The organism is Neisseria sp. Ec49-e6-T10 (genome assembly GCF_051132615.1).
Classification (GTDB): domain Bacteria; phylum Pseudomonadota; class Gammaproteobacteria; order Burkholderiales; family Neisseriaceae.
The window spans coordinates 3,001,623-3,015,546 of record NZ_CP152375.1 but is presented as its reverse complement, the minus strand read 5'-3'; the positions used below and the strand labels follow the sequence as shown (position 1 = coordinate 3,015,546).

The following is a 13,924-nucleotide window of genomic DNA, read 5'->3' as shown; positions in this document are numbered from 1 at the left end:
TCTATTCAAACTGATCTAATTCCATTATTTTAATAATAGTTAAGATGTTATTAGGGGCACTTTTCGGGATATATAACTCAGGTATGATAATATATTGTCCTCTTTTTAATACAATTGGTTTTTTTGTCTTTTCATCTACTAATATTTTAGATGTTAGTTCTTTCCAAGGTTCATATGAAGTAAATTCAGTTTCCCCTAGAAAGTCAGGAGTAAATACTAAGCTATGTATTTGGGGAACTCCTTGAGCTGAATGGATGATAACTTTTCCTGTAATAGGAGGGTTTGTTGGTGTATTTCTTAAATATTTATCGAAGTCTTTACTTTTCATGCTAATTGCAATAGAAAATTGTTTCCCTTTTATGGAGTTAAACATGACGCCTGAGGTTATTAATCGATGATAGTTAGAGTTTTCTTTATTCATAACCTCTCCATGAGAAAATGGCAGTAGTAGACTTAAACAGAGGATAATAAGATATCGCATAATTACCTTTCAATCAAATTTTTAGGTAGGTATTTTTATATTTTATGAATGATAAAATCATAAATTATTATTTATAAATCGTCAACTGGTGTATAAACAAGGTAAAAATTATAAATAAAGATACTTAGTCGTTTAAAAGAGGTTGTGTTTTGACATATGAAACCAAGAAATCAACCATCGCTCGAACTCTGGCGGGCAGAAACTGCTGTTGAGACCAAACTGCAAAAATTTCTCTTGGCTCATTCTGCCACTCTGGTAATACAGGAACAAGATCACCTTGTTCAATATATTTATAGCAAAGGCTTAATGGGCAAAAAAGTATCCCTAGCCCTGCAAGGGTTGTTTTAATAGCTAAATATAAATCGTTTACTTCGAAGTATGCTTTTGGGGTAATTCTAAATGTTTCGTTGCTTTGTTTATGTTTAAATGTCCATATAGATAAGGGGTTGGCAACAATTAATTTGTGTTTGTCTAATTTTTCCATGGTTAGGTGAGGTGCATGCCTTAAGTAGTTAGGGGAAGCCACCAATAAATTAGTGACAGAACCCAGTTTACGCATATTTAATGATGAGTCGGGTTGTTTTCCTATTCTAATTGCTAAGTCTGCACCTTTACCAATTAGGTCTTCAGTATGATTGGCCAGTATTAAAGACAAATTAATTAAAGGGTTTTCCTGCATAAATTCCACCCAAGCAGGTGCCAATAGACCATTTGCAAGGTTAGTTGGTGCTAAAACTTGGAGTGTGCCAGAAACTTGATTAAATGTTTCATCTAGTTTTTGGGTCGTTTGGGCAAGTGCATATAATAATGGGCGACACTGTTCAAAATATTGCCAACCTTCTTGGGTAGGAACTGTGCGATGGGCACTGCGTAATAATAGTTTACAACCAAGTTGGCGTTCTAGATTTTGTACTCGTCTGGTTAAGGTTGAAGGTGGCATGTCTAATATTCTCGCTGCTTCATTAAAACTACCTGATTCAACAATTTTGATAAATAAGGCTATGTCATCTAACATAATTTCATTTTTGCAATTAAATAATCCAATTTTAAATATAGCTGCAAAAATGGAATTTGTATACACTGTTTTTCATCTTGATCAGGTGGTTTATAACAAATAAATAATAGGAAAATGGTTATATGAAAAATAATATGATGATTCAAAAAGGTAAATTGGCTCAAAATTCAGTACCCAGAGTAGGTTTGGGTTGTATGGGGATGAGTGAGTTTTATGGAAAAAGTGATGAATATCAAAATTTAGCGATTTTAGATAAGGCTGTAGAAATTGGTTACCGTCATTTTGATACTGCAGATATGTATGGTATGGGTGCTAATGAATGTTTACTGGGTAAATTTATAAAAAGATATAGCCGTTATGATTTATTTCTCGCCTCTAAATTTGGTATTAAACGCAATGCTAATGGTGAAATGGCTCGTACAGTAGATGGCAGCACTCAATATGTACGTGAAGCATGTGAAAAAAGCTTAGACCGTTTAGGTGTAGATTACTTAGATTTATACTACGTACACCGTAGGGATCCTGCAACACCGATTGAAGAAACAATAGGGATATTGGCAGAGCTTGTACAAGAGGGATTGATTAGGGAAATTGGGCTTTCAGAAGTTTCTGTAGAAACATATTTGCAAGCACAAGCAATTCATCCTATAGCGGCTATTCAAACCGAGTATTCTTTATTGTCTTTGGAGCCTGAAGACGGCATGTTACAGGCTTGTAAAGACCATAATACGGCTTTTGTTGCTTATAGCCCGATGAGTCGTGGTTTATTATCAGGTATGTTGAATTTAGAATCAGTTCAAAAACAAGGAGATACTCGTCAGTTTATGCCACGATTTAATCAAGAGAACATCAATCATAATTTAGCTTTGGTGGCTCAATTAAATTTATTAGCTCAAGCTAAAGAGTGTAGTTTGGCTCAAATAGCCCTTGCTTGGGTATTACACCAAGGTGAGCATATTCATATTATTCCTGGTACGCGTACTGAAAAATATCTTTTTGATAATTTTCAGAGTATGTCTGTGTTTTTGTCTCAAGATGAGCTATCTACTTTAAGAGAATATTTTCATCATAATGTGGCTGGTGCTCGATACCCGCAAATTGCCATGACAGGTATCAATGAGTAATTTAGGAGTTTATACGATGGAAACAAAAATTGCTCTGACTGTACTCATTCGAGCAAAACCTGAGCGTGCAGAAGAACTTAAGGTGGCTATTTTAGCATTAATCGAACAAACCATTAAGGAACCAGGTTGTGAGGTTTTTAAAGTTTTTCAACATCATGATCATGCAGAATTATTTACGCTCTGGGAGGTGTTTAGTAATCAATTGGCTATGCAAGAGCATATGCAAAAAGATTATACAAAAAAATATTTCGCACTCGATCTTGTTGAATCTGTTTTGGGTACTCAACATATTGAATTAACGGTTACATAAAAATAAAGTTTAATCAAGTTCAATATTTAATCAGTCAAAATATAGGTTATGAAAGAAAAGCAGATGTGTTATGAACAAAATGTGTTTGCTTATTTTAAGGCAGTCAGTTCAAGAAATATTGATAAAATCGCCAGCCTTTTAATTGAAAATTGTGAGGTGTTTTTTGCAAAATAAGGTGTGCTCAAAGGCATAGTGTTATTTCATCAGAATAATAAATATTTGGTTGAAAATATTTTTTGAACAGCTTGAATATCATTTTGATCAATTTATAATCAAACAAATAGGAGATTCGGTTATTGTAGAAGTTGAGGAAACAGGAAAACTGACCAATCAATTTTATTTTAGAAGCAATAAATTTAGCAGTGTGTTTGAATTTGACGCATAAAGTGCTTTAATTAAAAGAATATATGTTTATACTGATCCGAATTTTGGCCAATATTTAGTAAAACTAGTTGAGTTTTTTATTTGATTAAAGGCTTTTATTTATGGGAGAAATTCATTCTTAAGAAAGCACGGAGATTTTTGTCTAATTGAGCGCATAACAGGCTATAATGAAAAGCTCATTATCAAAGCATAAAATAAAAATGAAAGAAGCAAAAATTCCTTTTAACCAGAATTATAATGGGTGGCTTAGTTATCCTGAGCGTTTTCCTGTTTTTCCTTCGTTTACAGGAAATACAACAGCAGATTGGGTGGTCATTGGCGCAGGTTATGCTGGTTTTGCCTTTGCGAGGCGACTAGCCGAAAATAATCCTTCTGCCAAAGTGATCTTACTTGAAGCCAATACAATTGAAAATAATGCTTCCTCAAGGAACTCTGGTTTTATTATTGGTTTGGCTCATCAAATAAATAGTTCTGCATCTGAGTTAAAAAAAGCTGAAGTTTATAACCGTATTCTTTCTTCAGGGGTTACACAGTTACGTGAATTTGTCAGTATGAATAATATTGACTGTGAATGGTCTGAGGTAGGTAAATATTATTGTATTGTTAATCAGAAATTTGATCAGGCTTTAAATCAACACATACATGAGCTTCAGTCATTAAATGAAGGGTTTTCTGTATTACAACAAGACGAAATCTTTAATCGATTTGGTACAAAATTTTATCAAAAAGGCATACATACAAATGATGGTATTTTGATCAACCCAGCCAAATTGATGATCGGGCTAGCTGAGCATTTACCTGAAAACGTTTTGTTTTATGAGCAAAGCCCTGTGCTATCGCTGGATATAGGCAAATATGTCAAAATTAAACTGCCATATGGGGAAATATCAGCAGCAAATGTTATGATTGCAACCAATGCTGTTGCAGGTCAGTTATTTGCTCAGGCAAATAATCAAGCACCAATGGCGACTTTTTCCAGCTTAACAGAACCACTTACAAAAGAGCAGTTAAGTAGGTTACCGAAAATGACCCCATGGGGTATTTTACCTATTAATGCTATTGCCGCTGCTACATTACGTTTTACCCCAGATAATAGATTTTTAATTCGACAACACGTTTCGTTTGCACCAAATGGACAAATTAGTTCAAATCAAACTTATCAAGCGACACAGAAACACAGAAAAATTTTTGCATCAATTTACCCAAATTTAAATGATGTGAGTATCGAAAAAACATGGTCAGGTATCATCAGTGTTACCAGAAATGGTGCGCCAATTTGGGGGCGTTTGTCTTCCAATGTTTATATTGCATCTGGCTGCAATGGTTCTGGTATCTCAAAACAAACGGTGGCTGGTATGGTTTTGGCTGACTTAGCTTGTAATGTTGATAACCCATTGATTCTGGATATGCAGTTTTTAGGAAAAGCCAATTATTTACCACCTTCTCCTATTTTAGATATTGCAGTCAATTCAGCTTTATTTAAAGAAAATATTATTGCTTGTAGTGAAATAGGGTTATAAGACATATTTTGTTTTTATTCATGATTTTTTTTCTTGGTTTGTTTGTTAAATTTTAATGATATTTTAATAGTTTTGTTATAAAATCTTATTTGTTGAAAAATAATTGCAATATTTAATTAATTGAATGTAAAAATTAACGTCAACACATATATGTTTTAGAAAAATATCTATGCAACAATAAATTTTATTAGGAGCAACCAATATGAAAAAACAATTAACCATTTTGATGTCTGTTGTTACTTTATTATTTAGCAGTAGTGTTTTTGCAGATAATGATGATCAATCGTATGCCCAAAATGTTACTGTAACACAAGCCAAACAATTAGGTGATGAAACACATGTTGTTTTGACTGGGAAAATAGTGAAACGTCTTGGTGATGATCAGTATTTACTTCGAGACAGTAGTGGTAGTATCGTCATTGAAATTGATGATGATTATGTAATAAAAGTAGGGGATAAAGTTAAAGTTTATGGTCAGATTGATAAGGATGATCATAAACGCATAAAAATTGACTCTGATAGAGTAACGAAGTTATAAAATACAGTAAGCTAGAGTAATTTCATACATTCAATAACAAAATGATATGATCCATGTGGATTTTGAATCATTTTAAATAATTATATTTAAAATTAAGATGGAGCACATATGTCTGAAAAGTTTATCAAGTCTCGAGCGGCTGTTGCGTGGGCACCCAATCAGCCACTTTCTATTGAAGAAGTTGATGTTATGTTACCAAAAGCAGGTGAGGTTTTGGTTCGTATCGTTGCCACTGGAGTGTGTCATACAGATGCTTTTACCTTATCTGGCGAAGACCCTGAAGGTGTATTTCCCGCAATTTTGGGGCATGAGGGGGGTGGGGTTGTAGAAATGGTTGGCGAAGGGGTAACCAGTGTTGCAGTGGGGGACCATGTGATTCCTCTTTACACGGCTGAATGTGGTCAATGTAAATTTTGTACTTCTGGCAAGACCAATTTATGCAGTGCTGTGCGTGAAACGCAAGGAAAAGGGTTGATGCCTGACGGCACAACCCGTTTTTATAAAGATGGTCAACCAATTTATCATTATATGGGCTGTTCAACTTTCTCTGAATATACCGTATTACCAGAAATTTCTTTAGCTAAAGTGAATCCAGAAGCGCCTTTGCAGGAAATCTGTTTGTTAGGGTGTGGGGTGACTACTGGTATGGGTGCTGTATTGAAAACCGCTAAAGTGCAAGAAGGTGATACCGTTGCTATTTTTGGTTTAGGCGGTATTGGTTTATCTGCCATTATTGGCGCAACTATGGCTAAAGCCGGTCGTATCATTGGCATTGATATTAACGAATCTAAGTTTGAATTGGCTAAAAAACTTGGTGCGACTGATTGTATTAACCCTTCCAAATACGATAAACCTATTCAACAGGTGATTGTTGAATTAACTGATGGTGGTGTTGATTTTTCTTTTGAATGTATTGGCAATGTTAATGTGATGCGTTCTGCGCTTGAATGTTGTCATAAAGGCTGGGGTGAATCCGTTATTATTGGGGTAGCTGGGGCTGGGCAAGAAATTTCTACACGTCCATTTCAATTGGTCACAGGGCGTGTTTGGCGTGGAAGCGCTTTTGGTGGTGTAAAAGGTCGCTCTGAGTTACCCGGAATTGTTGAGCGTTATATGAAGGGAGAATTCCAGTTGGATCATTTTATTACCCATACAATGGGTCTAGAGGCAATTAATGATGCTTTTGAACTGATGCATCAAGGAAAAAGCATTCGTAGTGTGATTCATTACTGAATGCTTCATTCAATGATAAGTAATTTTAGAGAGTAATTATGTCTTTAAAAATGACCAGCTGTAATAAAGTTTTTGGTGGGTGGCATAAACAGTACACCCACTATTCAGAAAGTTTAGCGTGCACCATGCGCTTTGCTGTTTTTTTGCCTCCTCAGGCTGAGCATCAACAGGTGCCCGTTCTTTATTGGTTGTCTGGGTTAACCTGTAATGATGAGAATTTTATGCAAAAGGCTGGTGCACAGCGTATTGCTGCTCAATTAGGCATTGCGTTAGTTGCACCAGATACCAGCCCACGTGGGGAAAATATTCCGGATGATATAAATGCAGACTATGACTTGGGTTTAGGTGCAGGGTTTTATCTAAATGCAACACAGCTGCCTTGGTGTAAACATTATCATATGTATGATTATGTGGTTCAAGAGCTGCCAATATTAATAGAAAAGCATTTGCCAGTATCTTCATTACGCAGTATTTCTGGGCATTCTATGGGAGGACATGGCGCATTGGTGATTGCTTTACGTAACCTAAACCGCTATCGTTCTGTTTCTGCTTTCAGTCCTATCTGTAACCCAATAAACAGCCCATGGGGTAAAAAAGCCTTCAGCAACTATTTGGGCAATGATTTGACTGCATGGCAAGACTATGATGCCAGTGAGCTTATTCGCAAAGCCACAATAAACATACCAATGTTGATTGATCAGGGAAGCGAAGACAACTTCTTAACAGAACAGTTAAAACCAGAGTGTTTACTTGAGGCAGCTAAAAAGAGCAATTATCCTGTTAAGCTTCAGATGCAGGAAGGATATGATCATAGTTATTATTTCATTTCCAGCTTTATTGAGTCACATTTACAGTTTCACGCTGCCTATTTAAAATAAGGTTGTGTTGCTTAGTCTTGTTTGTCTGTAGGAAAGCTAATAGCGCTCACTTTACGTTGATCAAAAAGAGGGACGCAGAAGAATACCAATGTACATATAATCCATTCTAAATAAATAGGATGGTTAAAAAAAGGCAATTGGCTACTGAAAAATTGGGGTATGGCTGGAATAAAGTGCCATAAGGCCAACACAAGAATACCCGCTAAGGTTGTCCAAGTGGCACTGCTTTTTCGACACCATTGTGGGCGAAAAATAACCATAAGAAATAACAATGTAAATGCCGTCGTTAAACTTAAGCCAATCATCATGGTTTTAACAATATCAGAAGCATGTAAAGCCAATATTAAGGTGATGATCCCAATAAAGATAATGGCAAGCCTGCTGATCCAAAGTGTTGTACGAGTATTGCTTTGTGGGGCAACAAAACGTTTAAAAATATCTTGTGTAAATAAAGTGCTTGAGCCAATAAGAATGGTACAGGCAGTGGAAACATCCGCAGCCCATAAAGCAGATAACACAATACCAGCTAAAATTGGGGGAAGGGCAAGAATAACTTGTGGCAGCGCTAAAGTTGGCTGAATATCAGGAAATTGCACCCTTGCAACCATGCCCAGCACAGCACAGAAAAACCCAACTGGAAAAATAATGATGCCACCCCATATAAACCCTCTTTTGGCAACTTTATCGTTTTTTGCACTACAAGCCAGTTGTACGGTTGCCTGACCACTAATGGTTTGCGTGATCATGACCACGAACCAACCGACCAATACGGCCATAGGAATCGTTCCCTTTAATGAAAACCAGTGATCAGAGACAGGAAGTTGGGTAGACAATTCAGAAAGTCCGCCTATGTTCATGACTGAAAGTATTGTAGCAATAATTACGCCTAAATAAATTAAAGTAATACTCAGTATATTTGATAATCCACTAGACCATAATCCACCAATTAAAGCAATACTGATAAAAACAACAGCGCTTACCAACATTCCACTTTTAAACGAAAAAATTTCTGGGAGTAAAGACGATAAAATAGCACCTCCAGCCAAATATTGGAGTGAGGTAATCATCATCAAAACAATTAAAATAGCAATAGCACTCAGTAAACGGCTTTCTTTACCAAAGACTTGGTCAAATAATTCTGGTAAGGAACTTAGCCCTAAACGGCGATATTTTCCTGCAGCAACTAATCCCATAACAATGGCGCCAGCTGCCCATGCTCCATTATACCAACCAGCAGCTAACCCAGTATTATAAGCACTTTCTGCAACACCAACAGTAGAAGCTGCCCCAATTGCCAAAGCTGCAACATTTAAAGCCAACAAAGGCGTGGTGATTTTTCGCCCAGCCAATAAAAATGCAGAGGTGCTCCCTTTTGCCAGCCTATTGGCATACATACTGATAATAAAAAGACAGATGATATAGACACAAAGGATAAGAAAAGGAATATTATTAAAAATGGCATTTGGCATACTTATGCTTTCAGTAAATATATCAAAAAATAATTAAATAGATATTAGCATAAAACCATCAACATTCAGCAACGCGTTTTTTCAGGAAAATACAGTGTAATTGTAAGTGTTTACTTTTTTTAAGAGAAATAGGCAACAATTAAGCAGAATCATATTCACCTTGTATTTCAGCAAAAATATAATGATGTTACATTTTAATAATAAGCTCAAACAGTATAAGATCAGATTTGTTGTGATAAGTAAAGATAATGAGATTCCATAATATGAGAATGCTTTTGAATGCTATTATTATCGACAGTTCGGTAGTCTCAGCATTTTTACTTGTGGGGTCTAGTGATGATACACCATGGATTATGACTTTGTTTTCAGTTGTAAGTGGCACAATGATGTTTTTGCCATTTATAGATGATCATGAGAAGCACAATTTGATTGTAGAGGAAGGTCATTGACCTTCCTTATGAAATATCTTTACTATTACATTTTAATGATGGGTTTAATGACTTTCCCTGAAGAAGAGTCGTTAAAAGCTTGGTTAATTTGATCTAACGAATAAAATGCTACAAGTTGATCAATTGGAAACTTACCCTGTTTATACAGCTCAACTAATTTAGGAATAAATAATGGCGGAACAGAATCACCTTCAATAACACCGACCATGGTTTTTCCTTCTGCCATTAAATCGTTTTGTATATTGAAAGTGACTTCTCCAGTAAAACCGACAATGACCACTGTGCCTAAAGGTTTAATTGAATGAACTGCTTGTAACACAATAGGCGCAACGCCCGTTGTTTCGATTGCATAATGGGCACCTTTTTTGGTAATTTTTCGTACTTCTTCAACAGTATTGGTCATTTTGCCATTAATGGTATGAGTGGCGCCTAATTTTTTGGCCAACTCTAAACGATGTTCATGAATATCAACGGCAATAATATGTGCACATCCTGTTAATTTAGCAGCCATAATCGCGCTTAAGCCTACTGCACCTGTGCCAAAAATAACGATACTTTCGCCTGCTTTAGGGTTTAAGTGATTAATTACTGTGCCCGCACCTGTTTGAATGCCACAGCCTAATGGACCTAACAAACTTAAGTCCTCTTCATTGTCTACATCTACAGGAATGACATTATCAGCTTTAGTCACAACATATTGACTGAAAGACGATTGACCAAAGAAAATGGATAAATCTTTGCCTTCGTAGTGGTAAGGTGTGCTGCCATCGAGTGTTCGCCCATCAAAATTAAGCAAATTAAAAGATTCACAGGCAGAAGGGTGGGCAGTTAAGCAATTTTCACAATGATGGCAAGAGGCAAAACTCATCACAACATAATCACCGACTTTTACGTTTTGAACATCGGTTCCTATTTTTTCAATAACGCCAGAGCCCTCATGACCTAAGATAGCTGGCATTTCAACGAGCCCTTCCAGATCTCTGGCAACGGCATCCGTATGGCAAACACCTGTTGCAACCACTCTAATTAATACTTCATTTGCTTTTGGCTCATCAATTTCAATTTCTTTAATTTCGAAACCTTGTTGGTTTTTTAATGTTACTGCTGCTTTTGCTCTCATAATATTTTCCTTTTTTAGACATTTAAACATCAGCTAGATTTTCTGGATCAAGATGGATTTCTCAGCATGTTTTCTAGAATCATAACAAATGCTCTATTGATTCGCTATTCATTCAGTTTTTTTAGTATTCAAAAAAATATTTAATTAAGTTTTTATTATTTAAATAAAAAAAATTAAAATTTTTAATTTAATAATTTAAGAGTAAGTATTTTTGTTTTTATAAAATCTTGTCATTTTTTTATTAGTTGTTATTAAATCTAATTATATAAAATAAGTTTATTTGTATAATTAGATTTAATTAACCATTTGTCTAAAAATATTGACCCCTTAGTCCTATGTGATGTTTTTATTTGTATATTCTATAGATAATGGATTATTAATATTAAAAATTGTAGTAAAAATAAATTAGAGGGGGATTATGAAATATTTTAATTTATCAAAATCAATAAGCATATTGCTACTTCTTACATCGGCGAAAATAATATACGCAAGTGAAACGCCTTTTTATCCAGTACCAGGATATCTTGCTTCTAAATCAGAAGGTGTAAAACCTAATGTTATGATTATGTTAGATAGCTCTGGAAGTATGAATTGGACTTTGAGTGGTAGCAATTGTTCAGGAAGTAATTGCCGTTTACCTATTGCAAAAAAGGCAATTAATGATTTGATCAATAATAATAGCTCGCTTGTTAACTGGGGGTTTTCCTCTTTTCATGTAAAAGATTTTACGCCTATTACTGAGAATAATTCTTCTAATGTAATCAGTAAAGTGAATGCTGTTAAGGCATTAGGTGGTACGCCAACTCCTGCAATCTATTATCAATTACTTCGATATTTTCAGGGGTTAACACCTACATATGTAGCCTCTGCCAATAGCTATTACGGTAATTGGTCAACAAGGGTAAAAGCACCGTCACCTATTGATTATCGTTGTCAGAAAAATTTTATTATTGTGATTTCTGATGGTGAGTCGAATGCTGGATTGAATACGTCAGAGCGTTCAGGTGATTCTTTATTTGCAGGGCTACCTACTGGATCTTTATCTTTACCAGATTATGCCAAAAGAGCCTATACAGGGGACTTTAAAACGGCAGGAGTGGATAAAGAAGGTGGATCATATCAAGATCCTAATTTTTCCTTACAAAATATTATTACTTATACTATTGGTTTTTCTAAAGGTGCTGCTGGGGCTGCTCAAAACCTAAAACAAGCTGCTGACGCTGCTGGGGGGGAATATTACTCCGCAGAGGATTCAACAGCCTTAGTTGATTCATTACAAAAAGCGCTTGGCAGTATTGCTGCTATGAGTCGTGCTGGTACACCACCAGCTTATACCAGTGATGATAATCAAACACCAGGCGAGCCTATTTCAGTTAAATACAGTTCAAGTAACTGGGGTTCAGAGGTTTTTTCATACGGGTTGAACGCTACAGGTGAAATTAACTTATCCAGTAAAAAGCCTGTTTCTTATACAACAGGGACAGGTCGCAATATTTGGTTTAAGTCTAAAACTTCAGGTAAAACAGTAAGTTTAAAAACAACCAATACAAATGATGTAGCCAGTACTTTTGGGGTGACCAATCCTGAAGCAACAAACTTGATTAAGTGGCTACAAGGTACAACAGTATCAGGCAAACGTACGCCAGTTATGATGGGGGATGTGATTAACAGCAATATTTCTGTTACCCAGACGCCAAATAAATTATTTTCTGTTGGCAGTAATGGCGGAACCATACATGTGTTTAAACGAGATTCGTCTGGCTATAAAGAGACTTTTGTTTATATGCCTAGTTTGACATTGCGTCAAAAAGATAAGGCTACTATTGGACAAGTGATCCCAAAACTTATGGAAGAAAGTTATGGAAAGGGCAAAAATGAGCATCGTTATTTGGTAGATGGTGGTTCATTCTACCGTGGTATAACAGGAGATTCTGCTGGCACAGATTTTCATTTGGTTGTTGGCAGTACAGGTAGAGGTGGAGCAGGTATTTATGCCTTAGATATGGCGCAAATTGCACAAACAGGTGGCAATGCGGATTCGGTATTGTATGACTTTACCAATGGTGCCAATACTTCTGCTTCTGGTGGCAATGCAGATTTGGCTAATTTAGGCTATACCGTTGGTACGCCAGTGATTGCTAAAGTGAATGATGGTGGCGCAGAAAAATGGATCACCATTATTGCCAGCGGTTATTATTCAACAAAAATAAATCAGACTAATTCAGGAGATGCAACAGGAACACCTACGCTTTATTTATTGAATATGAAAACAGGGCAAAAATGGCAAAATATGAATGCCAAAGATGGTAAAGGGTTATCCAGTCCGACAGTAGTTGATATTGATAATGACGGATTTGCAGATTATGTTTATGCAGGTGATTTAAAAGGTGATTTATATCGTTTTGATTTAAGTAAGGCGGGTTCTGGTTCAGGTGTGACTCGAGTATTTAAGGGGAACAGCAATAAACCTATTACCTCTGCTCCAGCAATATTCCATAAAGATGGTCAATTGATGGTTGTGTTTGGTACAGGTAGTTTATTAACAGAGGATGATAATACGGATAAACAGCAGCAGTCTTTTTATGGCATTGTTGATGATTTAAATGTATCTGTTGACCAAGATATTAAAGAAGAGCATTTGGTCACACAAAGGATTATTAAGGAGGATGGCTCTGGTAACAGAATCCTTTCTTCTGACGATATAGGAGATAAAAAAGGTTGGAAAATAGACTTAAGCTCAGGTACAGGGGAGCGGGTTGTTTATCAGCCAATGGTGTCAGGGCATACGGTTTATTTTACAACCCAAATTGTGAATCCTCCTGCTAGTGATAAATTATGCGATGTTGCCAGTGGTGGTGGGTATTTAATGAGCGTGGATGCACAAACGGGCGGACACCCTAAAGCGGATAATAGCCATTTTGCAGCGACAGCAGGTAGTAAGGACTATTTTGCGGGTTTAAAAACATCAGGCACACCATCGGCAGTAAGCAGTCAGTTAAGTGTGCGCTTGAATCAAAACGGTGTGAATGGTTATGGACAGCTTGTTGCCGGTCGTATGGATAAGACAAGATCTTTAGATAAAGATCCTTGGTATGCAACAGGTCAACAGGGCTCAGACAAAGAAGGCATGTATGATGGTCAGTCTTCGATTATTGTTGAAACAGAAAATGGTCCTTTAGTGATACAAACGGAGTTGCCCAAATATAAGTCATCAGGTGGTTTAAGTCGAAGATTAAGCTGGAGAACAATTATTTAATTGGGTTTATTCATGACAGGCTGCCTGAGGCAGCTTGTTGTTTACCACCAAATTTTACGACTCACCATAAAGAGGACATAATTAAGGCCCCAATAGTTAAGAAAAAAATAGCATAAAAAGGCAATCATTTGCTTGCCTTTTTATTTA

At 36.1% G+C, this 13,924-nt stretch carries 11 protein-coding genes; 7 read left to right on the top strand and 4 right to left on the bottom strand.

What is annotated here, in order from left to right:
• Window position 1: 1 nt before the first annotated feature.
• Together AADH04_RS14920 and AADH04_RS14915 are read right to left on the bottom strand one after the other, a co-directional pair.
• On the bottom strand, window positions 2-421 hold the full coding sequence (locus tag AADH04_RS14920) for a hypothetical protein (RefSeq protein WP_434778068.1): 420 nt from the start codon (window positions 419-421) through the stop codon (window positions 2-4).
• A 184-nt stretch (window positions 422-605) separates the two neighbouring features.
• Window positions 606-1,496: a LysR family transcriptional regulator gene (locus AADH04_RS14915; RefSeq protein WP_434778067.1), complete on the bottom strand. Its 891-nt coding sequence runs from the start codon at window positions 1,494-1,496 to the stop codon at window positions 606-608.
• A gap of 122 nt (window positions 1,497-1,618) precedes the next feature.
• Here AADH04_RS14915 and AADH04_RS14910 point away from each other — a divergent pair, with 122 nt between their 5' ends.
• The 6 genes from AADH04_RS14910 (at window position 1,619) to fghA (ending at window position 7,483) form a co-directional block, all read left to right on the top strand.
• Window positions 1,619-2,620 (top strand): aldo/keto reductase, encoded by a 1,002-nt coding sequence (locus AADH04_RS14910; protein WP_434778066.1) that lies wholly within the window; start codon window positions 1,619-1,621, stop codon window positions 2,618-2,620.
• A 16-nt stretch (window positions 2,621-2,636) separates the two neighbouring features.
• Window positions 2,637-2,930 (top strand): putative quinol monooxygenase, encoded by a 294-nt coding sequence (locus AADH04_RS14905; RefSeq protein WP_434778065.1) that lies wholly within the window; start codon window positions 2,637-2,639, stop codon window positions 2,928-2,930.
• A 584-nt stretch (window positions 2,931-3,514) separates the two neighbouring features.
• A complete protein-coding gene (locus AADH04_RS14900) occupies window positions 3,515-4,834 on the top strand; it encodes an NAD(P)/FAD-dependent oxidoreductase (protein ID WP_434778064.1) in 1,320 nt (439 codons plus the stop codon).
• Window positions 4,835-5,036: 202 nt separating this feature from the next.
• Window positions 5,037-5,372, top strand: a complete 336-nt coding sequence (locus AADH04_RS14895) for a NirD/YgiW/YdeI family stress tolerance protein (RefSeq protein WP_434778063.1) — start codon at window positions 5,037-5,039, stop codon at window positions 5,370-5,372.
• Between the two features lie 108 nt (window positions 5,373-5,480).
• On the top strand, window positions 5,481-6,605 hold the full coding sequence (locus tag AADH04_RS14890; protein ID WP_434778062.1) for an S-(hydroxymethyl)glutathione dehydrogenase/class III alcohol dehydrogenase: 1,125 nt from the start codon (window positions 5,481-5,483) through the stop codon (window positions 6,603-6,605).
• Between the two features lie 38 nt (window positions 6,606-6,643).
• A complete protein-coding gene (gene fghA, locus AADH04_RS14885) occupies window positions 6,644-7,483 on the top strand; it encodes an S-formylglutathione hydrolase (RefSeq protein WP_434778061.1) in 840 nt (279 codons plus the stop codon).
• Window positions 7,484-7,494: 11 nt separating this feature from the next.
• Here fghA and AADH04_RS14880 read toward each other — a convergent pair whose 3' ends face one another.
• Together AADH04_RS14880 and AADH04_RS14875 are read right to left on the bottom strand one after the other, a co-directional pair.
• A complete protein-coding gene (locus tag AADH04_RS14880; protein ID WP_434778060.1) occupies window positions 7,495-8,952 on the bottom strand; it encodes a sodium:solute symporter family protein in 1,458 nt (485 codons plus the stop codon).
• A gap of 474 nt (window positions 8,953-9,426) precedes the next feature.
• Window positions 9,427-10,521 (bottom strand): NAD(P)-dependent alcohol dehydrogenase, encoded by a 1,095-nt coding sequence (locus AADH04_RS14875; RefSeq protein ID WP_434778059.1) that lies wholly within the window; start codon window positions 10,519-10,521, stop codon window positions 9,427-9,429.
• A 586-nt stretch (window positions 10,522-11,107) separates the two neighbouring features.
• On the opposite strand from AADH04_RS14875, the gene AADH04_RS14870 reads away from it, so the two are divergent.
• Complete coding sequence (locus AADH04_RS14870; RefSeq protein ID WP_434778058.1) at window positions 11,108-13,777, top strand: pilus assembly protein; 2,670 nt, start codon at window positions 11,108-11,110, stop codon at window positions 13,775-13,777.
• Window positions 13,778-13,924: the final 147 nt, after the last annotated feature.